The sequence below is a fragment of the Paenibacillus senegalensis JC66 genome, from assembly GCF_000285515.1.
Taxonomy (GTDB): Bacteria; Bacillota; Bacilli; order Paenibacillales; family NBRC-103111; genus Paenibacillus_L; species Paenibacillus_L senegalensis.
This window is the reverse complement of record NZ_HE610957.1, coordinates 1016768-1042659: the sequence shown is the minus strand read 5'-3', so window position 1 is coordinate 1042659 and position 25892 is coordinate 1016768. Positions and strand designations below refer to the sequence as shown.

General features: G+C 48.7%; 20 protein-coding genes, 1 other RNA gene and 1 pseudogene. 18 read left to right on the top strand and 4 right to left on the bottom strand.

Going from position 1 to position 25892, the window contains the following annotated elements:
* Nucleotides 1-77: 77 nt before the first annotated feature.
* The 4 genes from PSHG_RS05005 (at nucleotide 78) to PSHG_RS04985 (ending at nucleotide 3059) form a co-directional block, all read left to right on the top strand.
* A complete protein-coding gene (locus tag PSHG_RS05005; protein WP_010270242.1) occupies nucleotides 78-851 on the top strand; it encodes a tRNA (adenine(22)-N(1))-methyltransferase in 774 nt (257 codons plus the stop codon).
* Nucleotides 818-1933 (top strand): Nif3-like dinuclear metal center hexameric protein, encoded by a 1116-nt coding sequence (locus PSHG_RS05000; RefSeq protein ID WP_010270238.1) that lies wholly within the window; start codon nucleotides 818-820, stop codon nucleotides 1931-1933. The genes PSHG_RS05005 and PSHG_RS05000 overlap by 34 nt, the downstream gene beginning before the upstream one ends.
* Nucleotides 1934-2545: 612 nt before the next feature.
* On the top strand, nucleotides 2546-2833 hold the full coding sequence (locus PSHG_RS26615; RefSeq protein WP_222860743.1) for a DUF2642 domain-containing protein: 288 nt from the start codon (nucleotides 2546-2548) through the stop codon (nucleotides 2831-2833).
* A 25-nt stretch (nucleotides 2834-2858) separates the two neighbouring features.
* On the top strand, nucleotides 2859-3059 hold the full coding sequence (locus PSHG_RS04985; protein WP_010270233.1) for a hypothetical protein: 201 nt from the start codon (nucleotides 2859-2861) through the stop codon (nucleotides 3057-3059).
* An 81-nt stretch (nucleotides 3060-3140) separates the two neighbouring features.
* Here the strand turns inward: PSHG_RS04985 and PSHG_RS04980 are convergent, their stop codons facing one another.
* Nucleotides 3141-4322, bottom strand: coding sequence for a glycosyltransferase family 2 protein (locus tag PSHG_RS04980; RefSeq protein WP_235782026.1), 1182 nt, complete (start codon nucleotides 4320-4322; stop codon nucleotides 3141-3143).
* A gap of 216 nt (nucleotides 4323-4538) precedes the next feature.
* Here PSHG_RS04980 and PSHG_RS04975 point away from each other — a divergent pair, with 216 nt between their 5' ends.
* Nucleotides 4539-5591, top strand: coding sequence for a glycosyltransferase (locus PSHG_RS04975; protein ID WP_010270225.1), 1053 nt, complete (start codon nucleotides 4539-4541; stop codon nucleotides 5589-5591).
* Nucleotides 5592-5739: 148 nt separating this feature from the next.
* On the opposite strand, the gene PSHG_RS04970 is transcribed toward PSHG_RS04975, so the two are convergent.
* Both PSHG_RS04970 and PSHG_RS04965 read right to left on the bottom strand, forming a co-directional pair.
* Nucleotides 5740-6756, bottom strand: a complete 1017-nt coding sequence (locus PSHG_RS04970) for a CgeB family protein (protein ID WP_010270223.1) — start codon at nucleotides 6754-6756, stop codon at nucleotides 5740-5742.
* Nucleotides 6757-6758: 2 nt separating this feature from the next.
* On the bottom strand, nucleotides 6759-7925 hold the full coding sequence (locus tag PSHG_RS04965) for a polysaccharide pyruvyl transferase family protein (RefSeq protein ID WP_010270221.1): 1167 nt from the start codon (nucleotides 7923-7925) through the stop codon (nucleotides 6759-6761).
* Between the two features lie 212 nt (nucleotides 7926-8137).
* Here PSHG_RS04965 and rnpB point away from each other — a divergent pair.
* An RNA gene (rnpB, locus tag PSHG_RS29245) (RNase P RNA component class A) lies at nucleotides 8138-8549 on the top strand.
* Between the two features lie 94 nt (nucleotides 8550-8643).
* Here the strand turns inward: rnpB and PSHG_RS04960 are convergent.
* Nucleotides 8644-10521: a S8 family peptidase gene (locus PSHG_RS04960; protein WP_010270219.1), complete on the bottom strand. Its 1878-nt coding sequence runs from the start codon at nucleotides 10519-10521 to the stop codon at nucleotides 8644-8646.
* Nucleotides 10522-10765: 244 nt separating this feature from the next.
* On the opposite strand from PSHG_RS04960, the gene PSHG_RS04955 reads away from it, so the two are divergent.
* From PSHG_RS04955 to PSHG_RS30840, 12 genes and pseudogenes are all read left to right on the top strand, one after another.
* On the top strand, nucleotides 10766-11266 hold the full coding sequence (locus PSHG_RS04955; protein WP_010270218.1) for a YpuI family protein: 501 nt from the start codon (nucleotides 10766-10768) through the stop codon (nucleotides 11264-11266).
* 281 nt (nucleotides 11267-11547) lie between these two features.
* Entirely contained in the window at nucleotides 11548-15066 is a 3519-nt protein-coding gene (locus tag PSHG_RS04945; protein WP_010270216.1) for a cadherin-like beta sandwich domain-containing protein, read from the top strand.
* A 73-nt stretch (nucleotides 15067-15139) separates the two neighbouring features.
* Nucleotides 15140-15346 carry a DUF1540 domain-containing protein gene (locus tag PSHG_RS04940; RefSeq protein WP_010270214.1) on the top strand — a complete coding sequence of 69 codons (207 nt, stop codon included), beginning with the start codon at nucleotides 15140-15142 and terminating at the stop codon, nucleotides 15344-15346.
* Between the two features lie 26 nt (nucleotides 15347-15372).
* The gene (locus PSHG_RS26610; protein WP_010270211.1) at nucleotides 15373-15759 is read left to right on the top strand and encodes an MFS transporter; all 387 of its coding nucleotides are present in this window, start codon (nucleotides 15373-15375) and stop codon (nucleotides 15757-15759) included.
* Between the two features lie 333 nt (nucleotides 15760-16092).
* A complete protein-coding gene (locus tag PSHG_RS04930) occupies nucleotides 16093-16731 on the top strand; it encodes a lytic transglycosylase domain-containing protein (protein WP_010270209.1) in 639 nt (212 codons plus the stop codon).
* A gap of 87 nt (nucleotides 16732-16818) precedes the next feature.
* Entirely contained in the window at nucleotides 16819-17973 is a 1155-nt protein-coding gene (locus PSHG_RS04925; protein WP_010270205.1) for a cysteine desulfurase family protein, read from the top strand.
* A gap of 55 nt (nucleotides 17974-18028) precedes the next feature.
* Nucleotides 18029-19237, top strand: a complete 1209-nt coding sequence (thiI, locus tag PSHG_RS04920; protein WP_010270203.1) for a tRNA uracil 4-sulfurtransferase ThiI — start codon at nucleotides 18029-18031, stop codon at nucleotides 19235-19237.
* 139 nt (nucleotides 19238-19376) lie between these two features.
* Nucleotides 19377-20039 (top strand): TerC family protein, encoded by a 663-nt coding sequence (locus PSHG_RS04915; RefSeq protein ID WP_010270200.1) that lies wholly within the window; start codon nucleotides 19377-19379, stop codon nucleotides 20037-20039.
* A gap of 372 nt (nucleotides 20040-20411) precedes the next feature.
* Nucleotides 20412-22784 carry a DUF7408 domain-containing protein gene (locus tag PSHG_RS04910; protein ID WP_010270197.1) on the top strand — a complete coding sequence of 791 codons (2373 nt, stop codon included), beginning with the start codon at nucleotides 20412-20414 and terminating at the stop codon, nucleotides 22782-22784.
* Entirely contained in the window at nucleotides 22781-23707 is a 927-nt protein-coding gene (locus tag PSHG_RS04905; protein ID WP_010270195.1) for an ABC transporter ATP-binding protein, read from the top strand. The genes PSHG_RS04910 and PSHG_RS04905 overlap by 4 nt, the downstream gene beginning before the upstream one ends.
* Nucleotides 23704-24519 carry an ABC transporter permease gene (locus tag PSHG_RS04900; RefSeq protein WP_010270193.1) on the top strand — a complete coding sequence of 272 codons (816 nt, stop codon included), beginning with the start codon at nucleotides 23704-23706 and terminating at the stop codon, nucleotides 24517-24519. Before PSHG_RS04905 ends, PSHG_RS04900 begins: the two co-directional genes overlap by 4 nt.
* Before the next feature lie 94 nt (nucleotides 24520-24613).
* Nucleotides 24614-25892, top strand: a pseudogene (locus tag PSHG_RS30840) (hypothetical protein); the annotation flags it as partial.

Genomic DNA, 25892 nt, shown 5'->3' with positions numbered 1-25892 from the left:
TGCAAATAATCCTGTAGCAGTTTGCGTTGAATGGTTAGTGATCCGGTTAAATACAAATTAGAAATGGATGTTGCTGCATGGTCAATATTTCAAAGCGGTTGGAACGGATTTCCAGCTATATTCCGAAAGGCGCTAGGCTGGCTGATATAGGATCGGATCATGCTCTGCTTCCTGTTTATACTATTCAGCAAGGGATTGCTGTATCAGCTATTGCAGGGGAAGTGAATGCCGGACCTTATCAAGCAGCAGTGAAACAAGTAGCGGATGCGGGACTTGCGAAGCAAATTGAGGTGCGCCTCGGTGACGGCTTGTCTGTTCTCCATGATGGCGAGGCGGATACCGTGACGATAGCCGGTATGGGCGGAAGCTTGATCTCTGACATTCTAGAGCGAGGTGCGCATCGGCTTTCCTCTGTTAAGGTTATGGTGCTTCAGCCCAATGTAGGAGAGGAGGCCGTCCGCCGCTGGCTCCATTATAATGGCTGGCTGCTCGCAGACGAGACGATTCTTGAGGAAGACGGGAAAATTTACGAAATCCTGCACTGTATAAGAAGCGAGCGGAGAGATCATGCTGCCAGGGTGAGTTCGCTGTATGAGCCTGCGGTCATCCACGGCATGCGAGTAAGCGGAGATTTGCTGTTCCGCTTAGGTCCCTACTTGCTGAGACAAGCGAATCCGATTTTTCGCCGCAAGTGGCAGGACGAACTGAACAAAAAAGAGAAGATAGCTGATCAGCTGGCTGCTTCCCGTCTTCCTGAATCGCTGGCCAGGCGGGAAGCTTTCGTGAAGGAGATTGAGGAATTAAGGGAGGTATTGCAATGCTTGCCAAAGGACAAGCCGTCATTCAATTAATGGAGGAATTGGCACCTAAGCACTATGCGCTGCCAGATGATAAAATCGGACTGCAGCTCGGCACCCTGGATAAGGATATCCGCAAAGTAATGGTCGCTTTGGATGTAGACGATCAAGTGGTTGAGGAAGCTATTGTGGCCAAAGCAGATTTAATTATTGCCCATCATGCTATCATTTTCCGTCCGCTGAAGACCATTCGTACGGATTTGCCGGCTGGACGGCTTTACGAGAAACTGATTAAAAATGATATTGCCGTTTACATCAGTCATACTAATCTTGATGTGGCGGAAGGCGGCATCAATGACTTGATGGCTGAAGCCTTGCAGCTCAAGGAGACCCGGCCGTTGGAGGAAAGCTGGACAGATCCATTGAAAAAGCTTGTGGTGTTTGTTCCCGAGGATCATCACGAGCGGGTATTATCCGCAATCTTGGATGCAGGGGCGGGAGCGATTGGCGAGTACAGTCACTGCAGTTTTAATCTTCAAGGAACCGGGACATTTAAGCCTGGCGAAGGTACCGAACCGTATATCGGAAGTGTCGGGAATATGGAGAAGGTAGCCGAGGTGCGAATTGAAACAGTCATTCCCCACAGCAGGCAAGCTCAGATTATAAAGGCGATGATAAAAGCACACCCCTATGAAGAAGTGGCTTACGATGTGTATCCGCTCGAGCTTAAAGGCCGTTCATTAGGTTTAGGGCGGGTGGGTAGACTGCCTGAACCGCTGAGTCTGTCCAAGCTAGCTGAAGCGGTTAAATCAGCATTTCAGGTGCCTGCTGTCAGAGTAGTCGGGCAGTTGGATACAAAGATCAAGAAAGCGGCTGTGCTTGGCGGATCCGGTTCCCGTTATATTCACACAGCCAAGTTCTGCGGCGCAGATGTACTAATTACCGGAGATATAGATTACCACTCCGCACAGGATGCGGTCGCCGCAGGGCTATGTTTGATCGATCCCGGTCACAATGCCGAGAAAATCATGAAACAAGCAGTGAGCCGGCATTTAACGGATGCCTTAATGCGCAGCGGATATTCAACGGAGGTCCTGTCTTCACAGGTAGACACGGAAGTATTTCGGTTTATATAAACAAGGGCTGTCCGTAAAGGAGCTTTTTAGTGCGACACCTTAAAAAGTCAACGGGGTTGTCCAATAAGTCCCCAAAATAAATGGACGGAAAACCGCAATGTTTTCCGTCCATTTTTTTTGGTCTTTCTGTTTTCCTGGAAAATTGTCAGGCGGATACCTGCTACTTTCAATAGATTGTGGGCTAATGCCACAACTTCCCTTCCTCCTCAAGGGCTCTGCCTATTAAACAGCTGTTTTTATAAAAACCTGGTTTTTCGCAAAATTCCTACAAGCTTCCCAAAACAGACGGGAACAGCCACCTATTTTGTCTCCTAATGAATTATTTTCAGCGTTTTACCTATTCATTAACAGTCATGTAAACATACTATGGACTTAACTACAGCTAAAGGAGGGTGTTGAATGTTAATTTGCCGCAGAAGCAAAAAACGTAAAACTGTTGTTAAAGCGTATAGACGGCAAAAGAAAAGTTGTTCTTCCAGGTTGAAAGTATCCCGTCGTTTAATGCCAAAACCTAAAGTATATAGGGGAAGATCGGGTCCCCAAGGTCCACAGGGTCCTCAAGGCCCTCAAGGAATACCGGGGCCTGCTGGTGCACCAGGGATCCCGGGACCAATGGGCCCCGCAGGACCACAAGGAATTGCCGGCCCTCCAGGTCCAGCCGGACCAGCCGGACCAGCAGGACCAGCGGGTCCACAAGGACCAGCTGGCACCGCGATAGATCCAGCTGTCATTCAATTTCTGCAGTCGCTGCTCGGTACCGGCATCACTATCCAGACTACTTCCGGTACCTTGAGTGGGGTTGTTGAAATGGTGGGCGATGATTTTATCCAGTTAAGAGAAAGTACAGGCGACATTTTGCTGGTGCCTATTATGAATATATTGTCGGTCACTCCGCAATAACGAATAAGAGGAGGAGGGAGAAGGCATGACTATTGAGCAAGCGTTAGCCACTTATATAGGCAGAACAATAGAAATTCATCAGATTACTCAGTATCAGGAAGGGCACTTGGTTGGAGTAGAGGAGGGTTTGCTGAACGTCCTTTCGGAGGATGTCACTTATGGAGCGCCGCCGGTATCCATGACTTTTCTGCTTCAGAATGTCGGTTTTATCCGGGTGATACAGTAATTTAGCCAGCAGCCGAAATGGGAATACCGGCAGTTAGGTAAAGGCCACTCAAGCGCTGCTGCATCAGGAATTCAAGACAAACTAGAAGGATTGGTCCGCAATCCAACTGACCCAGCTTTGATAGAGCCTTTGATTCGTTTGAGATATGCTCTCACGGCGAATCCTCCTGTGGTATAAAACAGCTGGCAGGTGCTCGATTTCATAATGATCTAAAATACGGAGAATCATTTGAAAATCCTCGTACAATCTGCCGTTAAATGGATCGTTCAGCTGCCAGCCTCCCATTTTTCTCAGCGTAGCCGTATGATATACCCGGGGAGCCAAAGGAACCCCTTTGGAAAGCAGGCTGTCCTTGGATATAGGGAAGTCTGCTTTCCTAATGTGCTGTATCTTCAGCTCCCCGGGTGCCTTCTCTTTCCATTCCGCATAGTCGCTATAAAGAAATGTTGGCTTCAACGGTTTAGCAATTTGTCTTGTAATCAATTCCAGGGCATTGCAGCTTAACCAATCATCAGCATCCAGCTCCATAAACCATTTTCCTCTGGCTCTGTCCAATGATTCATTTAAGCATCGGGCTTTGCCGCAATTGCTATCCATACTATACCAACGGATGCGGGAGTCGGATAAATAAGCAGATGCTGCCTGTTTGGTTCCGTCGGTGGAGCCATCGTCCACAATAATCAATTCCCAGGATTTCATTGTCTGAGCGAGCACGCTGCGAATAGCCCAGGGCAGATAACGCTCTCCATTATAAACACATAAGGCGATCGTAATGAGCGGCGCACTTGAGCTTGATGTAGTTGTTGGCGGACGCGCAGCAGCCTCCAGGATAGGCCTAACCCACTGTTCAATCGACTGCTCTTGATTCCACGAGCTGCGAAAGCGCGGTCCGGGTTTTATAATATCGGATGGCAATGAATGCCAGCAATTATGATAAAGTCCTGCAGTATAGCGGTACAAATCCTCCAGCATCAATTCCTTGAAGGGCTGCCAAGCATAACCGGGGAATCCTTGCGGAAAGCTTTGTGCAAGAACCGATGTTTTCCACAGGATGGGGCGGAACGGAGCTGCTTCCTTACTCGGCTTGTGCTCTCTGGAATCCTTTAAAAATTCGATGCCTAACCCTGCCGCAGTGTCGGGTAGACTGTCCAGCTGCCTCAGCAATTCATTAGCAAAAGCATCCCCCAATCGGTCACCGGCCATCAATGTAATAAAATACGGAGAACGTTCGGGATCCTGCAAGCAGCATTCAATCTCCTCCACCAATTCCTGTGATTCTCCATCGGTAACAACCCAATCAGATTTCTGCCTAAGCAGACTTTTTTTGTTTCATCATATGCTTTTTTATAGGAACTGTTCATGATCAATACGAGCATAGTCCCTCCGATATTTATAAATTGATTTTCCTTTTGCGCTTTCTTACAACTAAAGAGCATGTGATTATCCTATTTGGAATTTGATGATAAGGAGGTGGAAGGGTTGAGCCTGATTGTTTACCCCCCGGCAGCGGATTGGACTTGGATGATACAGAGACCCCAGCAATTAATGAGACAGCTGGCTAGGCAGGGGCATAGGGTGTATTTTTGCAACCTTACCCAGACTAGAAAACAAGCAGAAGAGATAGAACCCGGACTAACCATCGTGCATGACCATGATAATTGGCTGCAAACTCAGTGGCCTAAGCTGAGGGAAGCATACGATGGTGCTTCGGTGGTATGGATCAACGCCCCGCATTTGACCCAAAAAGCGGTCAGCTACCGAGCTGATAACCTGGTCTATGATTGCGCGGACGATTTCGCCCAATGGCTGCCTTACGAGCAAATGGCGATTAATGCGGCCTCTACCATTCTATGCTCTTCTCAGCGGCTTCAATCTCGCTTAAAGCAGCGTTATCCCGGGAAAACTATCCATCTGGTGCCCAATGGGTATGACGAGGGGATGCTGCTTCACCAGGAATCAGGAATTTGGCCCAAGCCCGCTGATCTGCCAGCCTCGGGGCGTCCGCTCATTGGCTTTGTAGGGGCCTGGGCTCCATGGCTTGATGAGCCGTTGTTGTATGCGGCTGCAAAAGCAATTCGTGACGCCGACTGGGTATTTATAGGCTCCGAATATGAGCGGCGGTTTACCCTTGCTGGTGCCGGTTTTCCGCATGTTCATTTTTTGGGGCACAAGCCGCACCATCAATTACCCGCATATATCAGCCGTCTGGATGTATGTTTGATCCCTTTCCGTATTAATGATGTCACGCTTGCCGCTGATCCAGTTAAAGCCTACGAGTACCTGGCCGCCGGCAAGCCGGTAATCGCCACCCCGATGCCGGAATGCCAGAGGATGGTTCCTTATATCGATATAGCGCATAATCAGCAGCAGTTTAAAGATCTTATTAAGGCTCGATTATCGGATCCCGGCTGCTGTGAGGCCAGAATCCGTTTTGCCTTAGCCAACACATGGCGGCACAGAGCTAAGAAGATAATGGAAGTAATCCCCTATTTAGCAGCCCCGCGTTCATCGAATAACTCTCTCGAGGAGTAAGGATGGCCGCTCGGCTGGAACGAAAAGAAGACTTCTCATCACGTTTGGCCTAATGAAAAGTCTTCTATTTTCTTGGATTCCGCAAACGGCCGCCAACCACGCTCTACACAATAAAGCCTGGTTGGCGGCCGTCATGGGGTATTGACCGTTATTGATTCCCCATGTCTTCCCGGTGCTTCGCGCGAAATCGGTTAGCGGAGCTGTTTGCAGCACGCTCTATAAACGGACTCAGTCTTTTTGCCCACGTATGCTCCAGTGCGCAGCGCATTCGTGCAGCTTCAGCTATCCGGTTCCGTTCATCTTCATGACGCAAATAATAGCTCAGCTTTTCAAATAGCTCCTGTTCGTTGGAGAAACCGACAATCTCCCGGTCATAATCAAAATACCTTTTTATCTCTTCGAAATACGGAACCAGCATTAGTCTTCCGGTTGCGGCAGCTTCAAAAACACCTACTTTTACATTCGTATAACCGGCCCCGGTTTTAGGAAAGCTGATCAGGCATTTGGTGGAGTATACGGCTTGAAACCATTCCTCCCCATGAACGGGACCTTTCCCCCCGGGCCAGTTCCTGCCGTAAAGCACGGCTCCGAACTTCGCCTGCAGCCGTTTGGCGAGCGGGACTCTATCCGGACGTGCATGCCCCACGATGGCCACGTCACATTGATAATTTGGGTTCGGCGGCCGGGGAACAAAAAAACGGGAATCAACGGCAAATGGCATAAAGCCTATATTATTGAAGCCTCTATTGAGATAACGCCGATAGGCAAGCTGGGAATTGGTCGTATGGTAGCTGAATTCATGCGCATAAACCGATATGGTTGGAAATACATCGGGATCGCTTAACGTTATCCCCCAAACAGGAGCCAACCTTTTCAATTCCGCCATATCCCTTGATACAAAAGTTAAACCGCCGGCACAGCAAATAATAAGATCCGGCTTAAATGCCCTCAGCTCTTCACGAATCAACTCTAATCGTACATAAACAGGCCCGTTGCCTCCCATTCGTCTATTTGGATTATAAAGAAGAGAGGTACGAGTCCCTACATTGATTTCCTGGACGGTGTGGCCTAACTCCAGGAGTCCCATGAAAATACTTCTTACAATACCAGTTGTCCCTTCGGTATAGCGCCCTATAAACGTAATTCTTAATGGAGACTGACTCATCGTCATATCCCCGCCTTTTTAAATGGCGTCAGCAGCTTATCAAGTTCAAGGCTATTCCGTTCCTCGCGCTGGATCAACAGCTTCGCCCGTCCTTTAAAACGCTCTCTCCATATCTGTTTGTTCAACAGAACTTCATCCAGCCGACTTCGCAGAGTTGTCAGTTCAACCTCGCCCAGTTCAAAACACATTTCTTCCAATCCCATTTCTTTATACCAATGGTTGACTTTGGGATCATAGGCAATGCCGATGGTCGGGGTTCCTGAAGCTGCCGCCAAAATAGAGGCATGCAGTCGCATATGGAGTAATATATCCAACTGACCGATAAGCCGCTGCAGCTGGTCCGGAGGGCAATCGGAAGCAACGATATGAGCTTTATCCCTGCCGATTGACTCCGCCAGCCTTACAGCCAAAGACTGTTCCTGATCACTCAGGTTAAAGGGAAGGATTAAAAATTTAGCATTATATTTTGCGGATGAATAGTCAGCTAACTGCTTCAAAAGCGTAAAACATTTCGGAGTTCCATCTGAAGTGAAGCTCCATTTTCGTAAATTCAATCCGATAAGCGGGTGGCCTGCGTTAAAGAAATCAGAAGGCGCCCATTTCCGTACAGCATTTTCCGAAATATGACTTGTAAGCCGGAGCGCGGGATCTGCGGTTAATACAGCCTGATGGATGTTCAGCTTCCTGGCCATATCGAGGGAAGCCTGGTCCCTCACGGTTACCGCATCGGATGAAGATAAAATAAAAGAGCTCATGTTAGCCGCCAGCGGGCTATGAAAAGGGCCTACGCCAACTGCGTAGAACATAACCGGTTTATTCCAGGCCTTGGCCAAAAAAAATGGAGCCGCATAGTAATTAATGGAACGCTTAGCTCCTGCAAAAAGCTCCGCTGCCTCGTATCCGGTATAATCCTGGAACAGTCCTCCGCCTCCGATTAAGATCGCATCTGCCTTGGCTACCGCGGTGGCTACCGCAGCTTTCTCAAAACCATAAACGCTTTGAACAGGATGTCTGCCATAATAGGCTTTCGTTGTCCGGCTTCGCACCAGAACGGTTACCTGCGGATCCTCTAGACGGTCATACAGATGATCTACTATTGCTTGAAGAATGGCATCATCACCGGTATTCCCGGCTCCGTAGAATCCATGGATCACAATTTTTGCCGCCAATGCCCGAGCCTCCCCAGCCGTAGGTTAATAATAGTAACGAGTTTAAATACTCCTATTAGTTTATGATAGTTCCCTAAGTGGTGCTTGGGCTATTTGGGTAAACTAAGCGGCAAATTAGATTGTAACTGCTTGTCGTCTGGCAAGATTTACTGTGAACTTTCGGGCTGGTATGCTTGATAAAATTATTGAAATATGCTATGATAATTAGCTGGGAAGTTTGACAGACAATCGCCGGCAGCAAGGGGAAACCCGCTGCGGGAGGAAAGTCCGGGCTCCATAGGGCAGGATGCTGGATAACGTCCAGTCAGCGCGAGCTGAAGGATAGTGCCACAGAAATGGACCGCCGATGGCCGCTAGCGCACAGGCAAGGGTGGAACCGTGGTGTAAGAGACCACGAGGAGATAAGGTGACTTATGTCCTGGTAAACCCCATCTGGAGCAAGACCGAAGAGGGACGCAGGAAAGCCTAGAGCTTTCAGCCTTAGCCCGAGGCGCGTCCGGGTTGGTCGCAGGAGCCGTTCAGCAATGGACGGCCTAGATAGATGATTGTCACTTCATGGTGGGAGGAAGAGATTCCGCTTGGACCACTGGAAGAACAGAACCCGGCTTATGGCAAACTTTCCATATCTGTTTTTATTCGTTTACACAATGACACCATGATGAAATAGAACAACCGTTTTGTGATCAGACTGATCTGCAAAACGGTTGTTTTTATATGGCTATCGTGAAGGCAAATACTGGCTTTCTGTCCGGAAGATTTTACGTTTCAGCCATTGCTGCCAGTTAGCTGCAGACTCACGTCCCTGCAATGCCATTTGTACAGCTTGATTCACATCAATCTGTCCATATCCAAATTGTGCATCTTTGCCTTGTGGCCCCAGATCCTCGGCCGAGTATCGGATAATATCCATGACCTCGGTGTTAGTTAGCAGCGGGTTCACCGAACGAATCAGAGCGGCCAGAGCAGCCACATGAGGACTGGCCATTGACGTTCCCGAGAGAGCGGCATATTGCTGGCCTGTGTAGGTGCTGGCAATGCTGACGCCGGGAGCAGCTACGTCAATATAATCTCCATAGTTGGAAAATGAGGCGCGGCGCTTGCTCGAATCGGTTGCCGCTACGGCCAACACTTCCGGATAAGCAGCCGGATAGCCCGGTTGACTGGTGTTGTCATTTCCGCTGGCGGCTATTAGCACGACATCCCGGTCGTAAGCATACCTTACTGCATCGTGCAAAAATTGGGCATCCGCATAATTGCCTAGACTAAGGTTGATAACCTTAGCTCCCCGGTCTGTTGCCCAGATAATGCCTTGAGCGACCGCGTACGTGCTGCCGGAGCCGCTCGCATCCAGCACCTTGACCGGGAGTATCGAATTGTACCAGGTCATACCGGCTACGCCAATGCCATTATTGGTCGAGGCTGCGATAATACCGGCAACGTGAGAGCCATGACCGACATCATCCTGCGGATTATTGTTTTGTGCGACAACATTTAACCCAGGCAGCAGACGGTCTCTCAGGTCGGGATGATTCATATCGACACCTGTGTCAATGACCGCGATCGTCACATCATCACTTCCCCGATCGACCTGCCATCCCTCTTCAGTGGCAATGATGGGCAGGTTCCATTGGTAGCGGGAATAAAGCTCGTCATTGGGCACGATATCCGCGGTTTCCTCCGCAGGTGTCCGGTATTCGCCGCCGTTTCCTGGTTGAGTATTAGTTAAATACAAATAGTGGGGTTCCGCATAATAAATATCATATTTCTGGAAATAGCTTATTAACTGCTTGGCTTCCATCGCATTGGACTGAAATACATAGGTTTCATCCAGCAGCTTTTGCGGCTGGGCTACAGCTTGAATATCCTGCTGGATCTGCTGCATTTGCTCCGGTGTAGGGGCTTGCTTAAATTTAACGACGACCTCATTGATGTTGTAATGGCTGGTATAGCCATTTTCATCCGGATCGATTACATCCTTTTCCTGTAAAGTGCCGGCCTCTACCGACTCCATTTTCCAGTTCCCCTCGGCAGGATAAGGAATCGTCCGTAAATTTTGCTTCTGTTTGACCTCGATATCTTTTAGATAATCTTGTTTTAACACAGCGACTAAAGAATGTCCCTGATCAGCAGGAACCCCAAGAATGCGGTAAGTAGTATCTTTAATTACCAGCGGCTCCGAGATAAAAGTGCTTCCTGCCACTGTCTCCTGCTTAGCTTGCTTTATATAAGGATTTAGAGCGGTCAGCACTTCGGGATCCTGTCCTGGCTTCGCTGCTCTCTGGCCGTCCCTTTGGGTTACAGAAGACCAGACCACTTCCATTAATGATGGATATAAGGTTTGCAGCTTGTTCAATTCTTCCTGTACAGCCGCCGGTTCAACTGAGGATAAGTGTTTTGCTGTCAGCTCCATTTGGGTAAGAGCATGTTGACGGGATAATTGTTCCGTCATCCGGACATCCTGGGCGACCAATTGATGTTTTTGAGCTAACTCCTGGTCAGGTGTAAGGGGGGCGGTTTCTTGATTGTTCTGGCATCCGAGCGGAAAAACAGCGAGCATGACGATAACCAGAACAAGAGCGACCGTTTTTGTTTTCACTTGTGAACAGCTCCTTTTGTCTTAATGTACCAGGTGAATTCCGGTTTTTCCGATGTCACTGGAAGGCTTAATGGTTTTGCTGCTTTGGTTATCAGGCAATGGAAGTCCTTTATTAAGGTTTGAAAAGGGAAGAGGAAATATGCGGAGTTAAGGAGTACCGTTCACCGAAAAATTATGGTACGATAAAGACATACCTTGGTGCCTCAAAATAAAAGATGGTTTGCGATGCTGGAGGGAATTAACTGTGCCAAAATTTAACGTAAGAAATTTATGCGAAACAACCCGTGATAAGCTTAAAGATGCGATTACGGAAATGGAGAATTTTCTAAATGCTCACAATTTACAACAGCTGAACTCGGAAGATGATCCCGAAATGGAAGAATTCTATAAATCTTACTTGTCCGACACTCGTCACTTGTTGGTGTTCTGTGAAGTCGGCTACGAGAAAATTGGGGTAAGCTTGCGTCGTCAGACATTTAATCATGAATACGCAGAGAAGGTTCTGTTTGACGTTTATCATAATTGCATTAATAATTTCTTCTATCCTAAGAATGAATGCTATTCTGAGGACGGTCGTTACGCGTATACAGGCCAGGATGCGATCCGCTTTCGCAAAAAACCTACCCGTGCGGTAAGAGACCTGACTATTTACCTTTCCAAAATTTTCGAAGAACTCCGCGAGGAGTTGTCTTATTATGAGACCGATTATGTTACCCAGCGCAGAATGCAAGGGGAAAGCTCTTAATTATTTACAATAATTCCGGACGTCTTCCCTTGTAATAGTAAGGCGCGGATATAGCATAGAATATTATCCAATTTGGCTAATAAGGCTGACCAGCAATTGCTGGCCAGCCTTTTTTTGTTACATAGGCTTTTGGGCCTCATTTCCTTCATCGATTGCCGATTCCCCCTATTAAACCGAAGACTTTTAGCCGATATAAAGGAAAGGTATGATTTTTTCGTGCTTAACGTAAATAACATGGTCATGCACTTATGCATGAAATGGTTGGGGGAGAGAATGAATTGATGATAAAGATAAAGAAATTCCGATTTTTTCTTTCGTTGCTGGTTTGCTTCACTCTTCTGGTGGGGGTGTGGGGAGGGGTTCCAGGCGGTAAAGTGGCCCGCGCCAATTCATCAGGGTACAGCACAGCGCTGGGACAGTTGACAGCGGAAGGCTATGCGCTTACCCCTTCTTTCAGCCCGCAAACTTATTTTTACACGGTATATGTTCCTTACAGCCAATCATCGCTGACGGTCAATGCTGTTCCCCAAGATAGCCGGGCAGCTGTTACGGTGAGTGAGGGTGCCGATTCCCGGGTTCCTCTTCAGGTGGGAAGCAACATCATAACGATTTCCGTCATGGACCCGCAAGGCAGTTCCAGGCTGTATACAATAAATGCTATTCGTGAAAATATTGGCCTGGTCAATCTTATGGTCGATGCGGGAGCCTTGAACCGCCCCTTTGAGCCGGAAGTGACATCGTACAGTGTCCAGATACCACGAAACCTGTCCTACGTTCAGCTAACGGCAATGACACATCCCGATCATAGCGGGATTACTATCAAAGTGAATGAACAATTGGTAACGAGCGGTGTTCCTACCGCCGTACCTATTGATAAGGTGACTTCATTAAACATTGAAGTTGCGGCCGCAAGTGGAGAAAAAAAATTTTATACCATCGCTTTGCACCGATCTTCTTCCACGCAAGCCGAGTTAGCCCATTTGCTTGTGGAAGGCGCCCATTTGGACCGCAATTTTGATCCCGCTATCAGCGAGTATTATTCAAGAGTAGGTGTGGAGGTAAGTGAAATCCGGATCAGTCCGATCTATGGAAGTCACATTCGTGCCGTAACGATCCGCGGCCAGCAGGTGACTAGCGGCAGTTACTACAGAGTTCCTCTTGCTATTGGAGACAATGATATTGAAATCCATACAGAATCGGTGGATGGCAACAAAAATACTTACTATTTAAACGTCACTCGTCTAACTACAAGCGGGGGAGGCACGCCAGGAGCAGGCTCCCCGGGGAGCCCTGGTACTAACCCCGGCGGAGGTTGGTATAATGACGGAAGCGGCGGCCGCCAATATGCGGTATTATCCAGCATAGTGGTTGAACACGGAGACTTGCACCGGTCATTCGATCCCGATGTGCTGGATTACTACTCAACGGTAGACTATTCGATTTCCACTACCGGAATTCGCGTTACCTTTCCCTCAGGTGTTACAGCCAAAATTAATGAGCAGAGTGTGATGAGCGGTCAATATTACCCTTTATCACTCAACGTCGGGGAAAATCAGGCGTTCATTGAAGTTAGAAATACGAGTGGAGATATCCGTTACTACAAGCTGAAAATCAATCGCTTTCCTCATGAATTTACAGATGATTCTGGGGCTGGGGGAGGCCAAAACGGAAACCATGGCGGCCAGATTGGAGATGCCCGGGCTGTCCTTAGCTCGCTGTTAGTCGATGGAGTAACCTTGGACAGAACCTTTGATTCCAGGGTGACAGACTATTTTGCAGTGGCTGATTACGAGCAAACCTCGTTTCGGCTTAGTCCGCTATACAATCCGTCCAGGGTTTCGGTAAAGATAAGCGGACTCGATGTTAACCATGGCGAATTTTTTTGGGTGCCGCTAGTGGTTGGCCTTAATACCGTTGCGATCGATGTAACCCCCAATAGCGGGAAGGCCAGCAAATACGTCATAACGGTGCTTCGTCTGGCAGAAGGACAGAAGGATCCCGGCCAAGAGATAAGTGCAGGCAGCTTGCTGTCGATCGGACCTGCCAGCGTGACCTTCGACCGTTCATTTCAACCGAATGAATATGTATATCGCGGCTTTACGACAGAGAGTACGTTTACTTTTACTCCTGTGATTGCATCCAATGCCCGCCTGAGAGTGAATGGCATTTCCCGGCCTAGCGGCCAGGAATTGAAGCTGGCATTAGCTTATGGAAATAATACATTTGCTGTAGAGGTAGTTCCTAATGATGGAAGAGCAGTTCGCACCTATACCTTCACCATCTCGCGGGGAGATTATTCGGCAGAGCAGTTTGATATCTCGAGTGTAGTTATTCCGGGAGTTTCTTACAACCCGGCGTTTACTAATTTGATGGATTATTATTATGCGACGGTAAGCTCGGGCCTGAACGAAATACAAATGATGGTGACCGCAACCGGCGCCAACGCTATTACATTAAATGGGAAACTGCTGTTGAATAAAGAATTGTCTGATCCGTTCCCGTTAGTTGTCGGAGATAACAAGTTGGAGCTGAAAGTAGAGTCTCCCTACAGTTCCAACAGCAAAACCTACACGTTCTGGATTCATAGGGGCGATCCTGAACAGGAGACCGGTTTTTTGCGTCCCTATGCGGCAAATGGGGATCTGATTGTTCCGATTCCATCAAAAAACGAAGCATTCGTCTCCTATAATAAGCTTAAAAGCGTCTTAACTGAAAACAATTATAATAATATACGGTTTCAAATAGGAGATGAAGCGGAATGGAATAACCCTAACTATGTCATGCTGAGTGATACTTTGGTGGAGTATTTGGGGACCCATAATAAAGGGATTTATGTGGAAACAGAGGAAGTTTCAATCCAATTAAATCCGGCCGCAATGGGGAGCAACGGCTTAATTGTCAGGCTCGACAGGCAGGACGACTCCGTTGGCTCTGTACCTGCCGGCTTCACAGCGTATTCCACGCCATATGGAATAAAGCTCATGGCGCTGGACGAAACGGGAGCCGAGCGTATTTCGCCGGAAATTTCAGGAACGGTAAGTCTTCGTTCCGGTTGGAGCCACGGGGAATTAGAGTCTATTCAAGTCTACCGTTATCAAGAGCAACTGGGCTGGCAGCCTCTGCCGAGTGATATGGTCAACGGGGCCAAACAGTTCGTTGTTACCGGACAATCACGGGTTGCCTTGATGAAGCCAGCCAGCGCCGGAGCCCCGGAACCAACCTCCCCCCGTCTGTTTTCCGATACAACCGGTCATTGGGCCTTCGAATCGATTAACTTTTTGACATCACATGGAGTTATTCAAGGGTATGAGGACGGGACATTCCGTCCGAACCAAACCATTACCCGTGCTGAATTCATAACGCTGCTTGTGGCAATGCTGGGCCTTGAAAAATCACCGGCCTACAGCAGCTTTAACGATGTAGATCTACAGCACTGGTATTATGAGGCTGTCATAACTGGTGCGGATAACCGGTTAATTGAAGGCTACGATACGGGAGAGTTCCGCCCGAACGCTAACATCAGCAGGGAAGAAGTGGCCGTCATTCTGGAAAGAATGCTGCGCCAACAAATAGGCGTTAACACCTCTTTATCAGCAAGTGAAGAACAGATTGCCTTGTCCCCTTTCGCAGATGTGGACCAAATAAGCTGGTGGGCTAGGAATGCTGTTGCCATTAATGTAGATCTCGGAATTATGAACGGAATGACTGCTGCCGAGCTGGCGCCGCGCGCTCAGGCGACAAGAGCGCAGATAGTCGTACTGCTGCACAACATTTGGTCAAGCCCGTGGTTTAACCGTTAGCTGTTGCCCCCCCCCATATTTGCCACGGATAGCCCGCGATCTCCAGGGCAAAATGTACATGGGGGGTGATATTATGCCGCAAGTCAAATGCAGCGTATCTAACTGCAGTTACTGGTCAGAAGGAAACAACTGTGCTGCTGATCTGATCATGATCGAAATTGACAAGCATGCGAAGGCGGATTTTAAAGAAGAGTTTGCCGGTGAATCGTTTAGCTCTACTCATCAGGATCAAGCTTCCCAAGTTCAAGAAACGTGCTGTCATACGTTTAAAAAGAAGTAATTCTTGGTAGCGGAGGTAAGCGGACAATGAGTAAACAGTCAAATAGGCAAAATCACCGTCAAAAGCATGATCGTGCTGTTAAACCGGAGCCCGCGCGGAAAGAAACTGAGCGGGATACGGAGCTGGCAGCAGATCTCACTCAAGTTCCCGTGATGGCCCGCGAGCATGAGGCCGCGGACAATCAGGAAGTGCACAGGGAATATCCGGAGCGATCGGTTGCTCGTTGGTTTGGCTGGACAGCGCTGGTCATCTCCATTCTTTCATTATTTGTTTTACCGGGGCTGCTTGGACCTGCCGGTGCAATCGTCGGCTTCATTGCTTATATTCAGGGCAGTCGGACTTTAGGCGTCTGGGCAATGGTTCTTGGTGCAATTAGCTTGTTTGTCGCTTTATTTCTTAGTCCTTATTATTAACATGAAGCAACTATCAATAACCCGGTGGGAAAGCCGGGTTATTGATCTATTATTTCATAAAAAAGGGGCGAATTTCGTCCTAGAAGTGCACATATGGATCATTTTCAAAAAAAAGTGTACAATGATACTATTCTTTTGGTTTGGATAAGCTAAATAATTTCTGTTCTTTTTACGATATATATAGGTGAGCATTTTGCATAATTGAGATCATGTTTGCTCCATATTTTGACAGTAATTATCTTATAGCGGAGTTCGTGCAAAATGCTGAGGTAACGAATCGCTGAATCCCTGGCAAGCAAGCTTGATGGACTCAGCGGGAATGGGGGACCTAACGTGATTTCCAACATTGATCCGAGAGTAATGCAGCAGATGCTGCAGCTTCAATTGTATGAGGGGCAATCGTTAACGGTTGGGGGCACAGGCTCAACAGGTTTATTTGATTATTTGCTGCATAATGCCCAAGAGCGTACTTTTACCGATGTCACTCAGGATGCAGCGGTACACAGCTTGCCGGCAATGAAGAAAGCGACTGCTCTGCATCCGGCTCTTAGTCAGGCGATTACATATGAGCCGTTGATTGAGCAGGCCTCTATGCGATTCGGGGTTGAATCATCCTTGATCAAGGCCGTCATTCAAGCGGAATCCTCATTCAATCCGTTGGCCCAATCGCCCGCAGGAGCTAAAGGATTAATGCAGCTAATGGACAATACTGCACGGAGTCTCGGCGTAACCGATTCCTTTGATCCGCAGCAGAACATTAACGGCGGTACGCGGTATTTAGCACAATTGCTCGAACGTTTCGATGGCTCGATCCCGGTAGCTTTAGCCGCTTACAACGCAGGCCCGGGCCGTATAAGCCGTTTAGGGATAACGGATGAACTCGGTTTGCAGCAGCAGTTTATGCAGCTGCCTCAAGAGACCAGAAATTATGTTGCCAAGGTACTTGAATTCAAGCAGGCCTTAAGCATATAGCTTACCCAAAAGAAGAAAAGACCCGACAAGGTCCTTTTCTTCTTTTTCCGTTACAGGGACATGCTCATAACAGGGAGGCTCTAAATCGTGCTATATTTGGATTATGCCGCAACTTCTCCGGTTCATCCGGAAGTCATAGATACGATTTCAACCGTAATGAAACGCCATTACGGCAACCCGTCATCTCTTCATCGGCTTGGTATGGAAGCGGAGCACTTATTAAAGCAGGCCAGACAAGTCATTGCATCGCGGCTGTTCTGTCAGCCCGAAGAGCTGATTTTCACTTCAGGCGGTACAGAGGGAAACAATTTGGCCCTCTTGGGGACAGCTTTGCAGTACCAAAATCGGGGCAAGCACATCATTACGGTGCAAACCGAACATGCTTCTGTCTATGAAGCGGCGGTTCATTTGGAAAAGAGCGGCTTCGAGGTGACCTATCTTCCTGTTGACCGGCAGGGCCGGGTTACGGCTCAGGATGTGCTCGCTGCGGTACGTGAAGATACGATCTTGGTGAGCGTCATGCATGTCAATAATGAAACGGGAGCGATCCAGCCTGTAGAGGAAATTGGTAAACGTTTAAAGCGATATCCTAAAGTGCTTTTTCATGTTGATGCTGTACAAAGCATTGGCAAGCTGCCAGTCAATTTGCATGCTTTAGAAGCTGATCTGGTTACCGGCTCCGCGCATAAGATTCGCGGCCCCAAAGGTGCAGGTTTTTTATTTAAACGACACGGAATTGCTCTCTATCCACTGCAGCATGGGGGAGATCAAGAGCTTGGGAGCCGGCCCGGGACGGAAAATGTACCGTTAATCGTCGGCATGGCTAAAGCGGTAAGAATCGCTATAGACGCTCAGGCCTGCTCAGCTGACAAAATGTATTCCTTGCGCCGGCTGCTGATGCGGGGGTTGGCCGGAATTGAGGAGGTTGTTTTGACAGGCTGCACGGAGGAGAGCATTGCCGAAACCTGGCAAGCTCCGCACATCGTTCATGTTACCTGTCCCGGTTTCAAGGCTGAGACGATTATTCATGCACTCGAAAAACACGAAATTTATATATCCGCGCGTTCAGCCTGCTCATCCAGGCAGCAGAAGCCCAGCAGAGTTCTCCTCGCCATGGGAATGGGCCATGAGCAAGCAGAAAGTGGGCTCAGAATTAGTTTCAGTGCAGAGCATTCAGAAGAGCAGTTGATTTCATTCATTGACTGTTTGCAGCAGATATTACAGAAATTGCGGAAGGCCTAAGGCTGTCCATAACCGACCTGGCAAGCCCAGCTTGTCTTAAGAAGGAGAAATATATATGAACCCGGATCTCGTCATTATCCGTTTAGGCGAACTAATGCTTAAGCGCAAAAACCGTCATCGCTTCTTGCGGTCCGTTCGCGATCGTTTGCAAGCTGTGCTTAAACCTTTTCCCGGACTGCAGTTGGAGGAGGAATACGGCAGAATCTATATCCAATTGAATAATGAACCCTATACCCAGGTGGCCAACGAGCTCAAGAAGGTGTTTGGAATTGTGAGCTTTAGTCCGGCTTACAGGAGTCCGTTAGACTTACAGCGAATCCAGGACACAGCCCGGCAGATGATGCAGCCGCTGTTAGCAGAGTCATCTCAAGTTACTTTTAAAGTGTCTGCTAACCGGGCTAATAAGGAATTTCCCTATGATTCCCAACAATTGGGTTATCTGGTGGGCGGGTTTTTGCTGCAGGCATTCGACCAGCTTAAGGTGGATGTGCATCAGCCGCAATACGAGGTCAGGCTGGATATTCGCCGGGAGTATGCCCTGATCTTCACGGAGGTTGAACAGGGCGGAGGAGGTTATCCCAAAGGCAGCAACGGAAAGGCTATGCTTATGCTGTCCGGAGGCATCGATAGCCCGGTAGCCGGATGGTACGCCTTGCGCAAAGGACTTGAGCTCGAGGCGGTTCACTTTCACAGCTATCCCTATACGAGCGAAAGGGCCCAGCAAAAAGTTATCGATCTCACTAAAATTCTCTCGGTATACAGCGGATCCATGAACCTGCACATGGTGACCTTCACAGAGATACAGACCCGGCTGTTGAAGGGAGCCGATGAGCAGCTGCTCATTACTCTCATGCGCAGGGCCATGCTTAGAATATGCAGCAAGCTGGCGGTGAAACGCAAAGCGTCTGGAATTGTAACAGGAGAAAGCCTTGGCCAGGTGGCGAGCCAAACGCTGGCGAGTATGGATGTCATTGGAAGAGCCACTGACATGCCGTTATTGCGTCCGTTAATTACGATGGACAAGCAGGAAATCATCCGCCAAGCGGAAACAATTGGCACTTACGAAACATCGATCCAGCCATATGAAGATTGCTGCACACTGTTCGTTCCCAAATCCCCCAGTATCAACCCGGATCTGTCGCGCGTGGAGAAGGTAGAGCAATCGTTGGAATGGCTGGATGAAGAAATTGAGCGGGCCGTATCTTCTGCTCAGTTGATTGAGCTGTCTGACCGTGACGAGAGCAAGTTCGAAGAATATTTTTAATTAACCTGCTGTACAATGATAGTAGTGGTCAACCTGGCTTGTCTTTTAAGAGACCGGCCGCAGTTAGGTTGAATCCTCTATTACGCAGCAACAATTGTGGCGGTTTTAGTACAAGCTCTCACGCGATAGGAGGCAGCTGATGCTGGACTACCTGGTGTTATTTCTGCAGATTATGCTCATCAATATTGTCTTAAGTGGAGACAATGCCGTTGTTATTGCCATGGCCAGCAAAAATTTGCCCCCAGAACAAAGAAAGAAAGCAGTCTGGTGGGGGGCTTTCGGTGCTATTGCGCTGCGGCTGGTCCTCACGGTCATTGCAGTGGCGATTCTGCAGCTGGCCTATATACAGGCGATCGGCTCCTTGCTGCTGCTGTGGATAGCCGTTAAGCTGCTGGTGGAGGACGAAGGGGCTGCGCATGTTGCCCAGGCTGCAACCTTGGGAAAAGCAGTCACTACCATCATTATGGCAGATCTGGTGATGAGTCTGGATAATGTACTGGCTATTGCTGCTAAAGCACAAGGGAATTTGCTTTTGATCGTATTGGGAATTGGCCTAAGTATTCCTATAATAATCTGGGGAAGCACCCTGGTGATGAATCTGCTGCATCGTTACCCGGTGCTTATCTTCCTCGGTGCCGGAATTCTCGGGTATACGGCGGGGGAAATGATGCTGAATGACCGGAAGCTGGGACTGTATCTGGATAATGCAGCTATCAACTGGGTGCTGCCGATCGGCCTCGCCCTGCTCGTCGTGCTTGTTGGGCTTATTAAAAAGAATCGCGATCGGGCAAGGCCCGTTTAATGAATACCCTTAAGAAATGCGGTAAAAAGTAATGACGCGAGGGCTGATATGAGTTAAATGATTGTGTGTGACTTTATTGGACAACCGCCACCCGGCGGTTTTTTTATTTGGTTAAATTCGGGTAATTTCGCGATTTCTTGACAGTAAATTTGAAAGTTGACAAACTTTTTCACAAATAAATCGTCTATACTTTAAGAAGTAAACTCATCTAGAAGAAGTAAAACTTTATCTAGCTATACGAATTCTTGTATCCTGTCTGGCGGGACGACATCATAGTAGCGGGAGCAATGGTACGCCACCTGCCGATAACTACCCAAAACCAAGTTAACGGTTGGATGATAGAGACAAGGCAAACAAAGGGGAGAGCCGAATTTGTTAGGAATTAATCGAATCAGCAAGCTGCAAAATATTATCCTTCTCAATATGATCATTCTACTTATGATTACAGCCGGATTTCCAGCAAAGCAGAATGCTTACGCACAATCCGAACCTTTGCAAATTTCGGTGCAGACCGGTTGGGACGGCAAAATCAAGCCGTTCAAGTGGTATCCGGTACAATTCACCATCACCAATCCGGGATCAGATTTGACTGGGGAACTGGCCGTTCATGTGTCTTCGTCTTCCGACAAGGACACGATCTATTCAGCCAAGGTCGATCTTCCGAGTCAAACGACCAAGGTGGTCACCATTGAACTTCCAGGAGAGCTGCTGAATTCTAAAAATAACAAAGTTGAATTTTACGAGCAGTCGGTGGCCAGGGGGAAAAGCGTCCCGATTGCCAACGAACCTTTAATTTTGCAAACCGATGCCGTCACGGAAACAACTATGCAGGTCGGAGTCGTGTCCCGGGATGCGGATACATTAAATTTTCTGGCCTTCCTAAATCAGAGAGGGTACCAGGTAAGAAATTTTCCCTTATCTATAGAGGACATTCCCGGGGAAGCGATTCTTCTCGATGGCTTGGATGTTCTGGTTCTTAATGACATAGATGCAGGGCTGTTTACCCAGGAACAGGTGGACGCCATTACCGGCTGGGTGAATGTCGGCGGGACCCTTATCTTGGCCGGGGGAGCCGCTTATCCGAAAACAGCAGAGCCATTCGCAGCACTTTCGCCGGTGAGCTATAGTCAAACCCGAAGCGTTACCAATTTGACGGCACTGGAGCAAGCCTCAGCGAGGGAGCTTGTCTTTAATCAGCCTTTCACCTTGTCTGAAGCGGTAATAGTGGATGGCAGAGCTGTGCTGCTTGAGCAGGATATACCACTATTTGTACAAGCGGATAGAGGTTTGGGTAAAGTGCTGTATGCAGCTTATGATCTTTCGCTTCAACCAGTAGCGTCCTGGAGCGGAAATGCAGATTTATGGGAAACGCTGTTGTTTGATGAGCTGAGCTTTTCACTTGCGGCGGCTAACCAAGGAAACCGCGGGTTCAGCTGGGAATTGAATGATGCCCTGGAGCATTTCCGTTCTCTTACTCCGCCATCGGTTGCTTTGCTGCTTCTTGTCATGCTTGTATACGCCGTCATTATCGGACCGCTTCTCTACATGGTTTTGAAGAAGATGGATCGCAGGGAATGGGCCTGGGTTGCCATCCCTCTCATCGCCATCATCAGCAGCGCGGCTATTTATGGCGTAGGAGCTTCAGGTAGAGGCTCTATTATGACACAGAGCTTTCATACCATTCAGCTTGACGGTCAAGGATCCGCGTACCGCTCCAGCGTTGCAGCTGTATTTGTCCCGAACGGAGGCAGCTTTAATGTGTCTCTGCCGGGCTCTTACTATGCTTCACCGCTTCAAGTCAATCACGGGGGATCCACAGAACTGCGGGGCAGCGCCGATCTGGTTATTGAAAAAAATCCGGATGCGACTAATCTGAAATTCCAAGGAGTGCCTTACTGGTCAGTGCGCAAGCTTCAATATGAAACAGGCAGCCATGAGGCCACAGGGCACTGGGAGTATACCTTGGATTCCAGTACTTTGTCAGGACGGTTAACTAGCGGATTGGATCAATCCCTGGAACAGGTACATGTGTACTACAATGGGCAGGTGATTTCGTTAGGAAAGGTATCCCAGAATGAAACGGTCGATTTTCAGCTTTCGCAAGCAGGAACGGGACGTTTTAACAACGTTTGGGACATCGCCCAAATGATGTTCCCTTACCAGGGTGATCGTGATGAGAACCGGCAAAAACGGGCGTTGCTTCAGGAATACCTGCTAAATCCGAAGAACAACTTCAATCCTGCGGGCACTTATGTATTTGGCTTTAGCTCCGTCACGCACCAGTCCTCATTTACAATAGACGGAAAAACGGTAAACTCCGAAGATGTTTCTTTATGGGTGCAGCCGCTTGAGTACGACTATATGGTAGATGGCCAAATTCATCTGCCCGCCGGAGCGATTACCCCTATGCCTGATTTCGGCAGCACGCAGCTTCATTACAAAGACGGATTTGCCTATGACCTCGGACCTGGCGAGGTAGTGCTGAGCTATCGCTTGCCGAGAGAATCCGGAGTTCAGTATGAGAGACTTGAGAATTTTCAAGCTTACACCGATGCTTCGGTAACTTATGAAATTTGGAACGAAGCAAGTCAGAGCTGGGAAGAAATCCTTACAGGAGACTCCCTTGAGCAGCTGTCTGCTTTCTATTTGACGAACAATAATACCCTAATCATTCGCCTTAGCTTGAGCCATGGCAACTATGTAAGATTTCCCGATTTTGTTATAAAAGGAACGGTGAACCCATGATTGAAATAAAAGAATTAACGAAACAATACGGAAATTTTACAGCGGTTGACCACTTGAGCATGGACATTTCACCTGGCGTTGTTTTCGGTTTTGTGGGACCAAACGGAGCGGGAAAATCAACAACCATGTCCATTCTTGCCACCCTGCTTCATCCTACCTCTGGAACAGCAAGAGTAGGCGGCTATAACGTAACGGAGAAGCCGAAAGAAGTGCGCAAGCTTATCGGGTATATGCCTGACTTCTTTGGGGTATATGACCACTTCAAGACAACGGAATATCTGGATTTTTATGGAGCAAGCTACGGGATTCCGAGAGCGGAAAGACAAAAGCTGATCCCCCAGCTGCTGGAACTGGTCAATTTGACGGATAAAGCTGACTTTTACGTGGACTCCTTGTCACGCGGTATGAAGCAGCGGCTTTGTCTTGCGCGCTGTCTGGTCCATCAGCCTGAGCTTCTGATTCTGGATGAGCCGGCCTCCGGCATGGATCCTAGAGCGCGAATCGAAATGAGAGAGATTCTGAAGGAATTGAAGGCTATGGGCAAGACGATCATTATTTCCTCCCACATTCTACCTGAGCTTGCAGAGATGGTCGACGAGATCGGTGTAATCGAACATGGCAAATTGATAGCTAAAGGGAAAGTGAGAGAGATTCAAAACCATATTCGTTCCAACCGAACCCTGCATTTACGGATTCTTGACCGCGAAGCAGAGGTAGCGGAGCGACTCAAGGATGAACCGTTTGTTTCGATGGTGCTGCATGATGAGACGGGCATCCATCTGCATTTCAATGGCCAGGATCTGGAGCAGGCCGAGCTGCTGGGCAAATTGATTGCTATGGGCTACAAAGTCGTCTCCTTCAAGGAAGAGGAAACGAATCTTGAGGATGTCTTCCTTGAGATTACAAAAGGGGTGCAGGCATGAACTGGGGACAGAAATTGATTAATCCAGTGTTGGAAAAGGAATTCAGGCTGCGGATGCGTACAGTTCGATCCACGGCAGCCATGCTGTTTTACTTGGTGGCAATGTCGCTGCTGGCTCTCGGCTTTATGTATGTAGCGTCAAACAATTACGGATACAACGCATTTAATCCACGGCGCAGCCAGGAATTATTTTATTTTATTAGCGGGGCACAACTGGTGCTGATCTGCTTTATGACTCCGGGATTGACGGCGGGCGTAATCAGCAGTGAGCGGGAGAAGCAAACCTTGAATATTTTGCTTACTACGCAGCAAAGCTCTACGACTATCATTATAAGCAAGTTGATTTCCTCCCTTAGCTTTATGGTGCTCATTATTCTTTCAACACTGCCGATTTATAGCATTGTATTTTTGTTTGGCGGAGTTTCGCCTGGCCAGTTGGTTTCGGTCTTTCTCTTCTACCTGTTTATGATGATATCGCTGGGAGCGGTCGGTGTTTTAATGTCTACACTCTTCAAAAAGACAATGCTTGCCGTCATCCTGACATATGGCTATGTACTCGTCATTTGCGGGGTTACCGGCTTGCTGGCCATATTCTGGGCCGCGATCACAAGCGGAAACTCACTGATTCCGGGCTTGCTGCTCGGAGTAAATCCGATGGGAGCACTGATCAGCCTGCTTAACGACGAGTTTTCCCGGGACGTATTTAATCATAGAGTGCCTTATTTGCAGCTATGGCATATCTTTTTAGTTTTCTATACGGTAGTAACCTCTGCAGCCATTGCCTTGAGCATTCGCTATTTGCGACGGCCTTAACAAGAACGGTGAAAAGCCGTAGAGCGGAGGAATCATTCAGTAGAAACGCTAGAAAGCAACAAGTTTGCGAGAGTGGAAAGGAGAGCGTGAACCGATGGAGCCCCGTCAATTGTATGAGATCATTCGTCCTGTACGCGACCGCTTATGGAAGCAAAGCATAATTAAATTACTGCAAATCGGTTTGTTAATCGGCTTAACCGCTGCATGCTTGTGGGGACTAGCGGGTTTGTTCCTGCCTATTGCCGGTTACCGGTACGGAATAGGACTATGGATCTGCATGGCGGTGCTCGGTGCGTTCTTGTATGCCGTCTGGCGGAAAACCGATTGGTCGACAGCGGCGTTAGTTATGGACAGGGGCGGGTTGGAAGAGCGCATGGTAACTGCTCTATCCTTTGCCGGCCAGTCTTCCCATATGGCCCAGCTGCAGCGAGAGGATGCATTGGCTTACGGCCAGCAATATGTCAAGCATTTAAAGGAGAAGCTGCCTTATCGCTTTGACAAGAAGCTTTGGACTGCCAATGCAGTCGCCCTGCTGGTTCTCGTCGGGCTAATGCTGGTCCCCAATCCGATGGATGAATGGGTAGAAGCACACAGCCGGGAACGGGAATGGATAAAGGAACAACAGCAGCGGGTGGAGGAACAGAGGGAGGAATGGGCGGAAGCTGCATCCATTGATCCAGCAGCCCGTTCTATGGAGGAGCAATTGGAAAAGCTGGCCGAGGAATTGCAGCAGGCCAGCAATGCGCGTGAAGTTTTGGATCAAATGGAGCAGGTGTTAAAAAATGCGCAGGCATTGAATCAAGAAGCCCTCCAGCGGCAAGAGCGTCTGGAAAGCTGGTTAAACGAGCTGCAGCAAAGCCTGCCTATGGAACAGCTGGCTCAGGCGATGCAGCAGGAGGACTCCGCTTTGCTGACAGAAGCGGTTGAGCAGCTCATGGAGGCTGTCGGCGAGATGAGCGAAGCGGAGCGCGATCAGCTCGCCCAGCAATTGGAGCAAAGCCTGGGAGAAGCCCCGGAAGAGCTGATGGAGTCGGTCCAAGAGGCTTTGGAGCAGCTGGCTGAACAGCTTCAACAGGGCGGCGGAGGACTTAATGAACAGCAGCAAGAAGAGTTAATGCAAGCCTTGGAAGAGCAGCTGGCCAAGCAGCAGTCGGCCCGTGAGCTTATGGCGCAGCTGCAGCAGTCGAGTGCTCAGCTAGCGCAATCGGGCATGCAGCTGGCCGAGCAAATGCGGGCTCAGGGAATAACTGCTCCGCCAAGCTGGGGAGCTAATGGCATGGCTTCCGCCATAGCAGGCCAAGGCGGCAGCAGCGGCCAGGGCGGCAGCGAGGGCCAAGGCGGCAGCAGCGGCCAGGGCGGCAGCGAGGGCCAAG

Excerpts from the sequence above, each read along its gene's own strand:
- PSHG_RS05005 (WP_010270242.1), top strand. The coding sequence starts at position 78 with ATGGTCAATATTTCAAAGCGGTTGGAACGGATTTCCAGCTATATTCCG.
- PSHG_RS05000 (WP_010270238.1), top strand. The coding sequence starts at position 818 with ATGCTTGCCAAAGGACAAGCCGTCATTCAATTAATGGAGGAATTGGCA.
- PSHG_RS26615 (WP_222860743.1), top strand. The coding sequence starts at position 2,546 with ATGGGCCCCGCAGGACCACAAGGAATTGCCGGCCCTCCAGGTCCAGCC.
- PSHG_RS04985 (WP_010270233.1), top strand. The coding sequence starts at position 2,859 with ATGACTATTGAGCAAGCGTTAGCCACTTATATAGGCAGAACAATAGAA.
- PSHG_RS04970 (WP_010270223.1), bottom strand. The coding sequence starts at position 6,756 with ATGAGTCAGTCTCCATTAAGAATTACGTTTATAGGGCGCTATACCGAA.
- PSHG_RS04945 (WP_010270216.1), top strand. The coding sequence starts at position 11,548 with ATGATAAAGATAAAGAAATTCCGATTTTTTCTTTCGTTGCTGGTTTGC.
- PSHG_RS04940 (WP_010270214.1), top strand. The coding sequence starts at position 15,140 with ATGCCGCAAGTCAAATGCAGCGTATCTAACTGCAGTTACTGGTCAGAA.
- PSHG_RS26610 (WP_010270211.1), top strand. The coding sequence starts at position 15,373 with ATGAGTAAACAGTCAAATAGGCAAAATCACCGTCAAAAGCATGATCGT.
- thiI (WP_010270203.1), top strand. The coding sequence starts at position 18,029 with ATGAACCCGGATCTCGTCATTATCCGTTTAGGCGAACTAATGCTTAAG.
- PSHG_RS04915 (WP_010270200.1), top strand. The coding sequence starts at position 19,377 with ATGCTGGACTACCTGGTGTTATTTCTGCAGATTATGCTCATCAATATT.
- PSHG_RS04905 (WP_010270195.1), top strand. The coding sequence starts at position 22,781 with ATGATTGAAATAAAAGAATTAACGAAACAATACGGAAATTTTACAGCG.
- PSHG_RS04900 (WP_010270193.1), top strand. The coding sequence starts at position 23,704 with ATGAACTGGGGACAGAAATTGATTAATCCAGTGTTGGAAAAGGAATTC.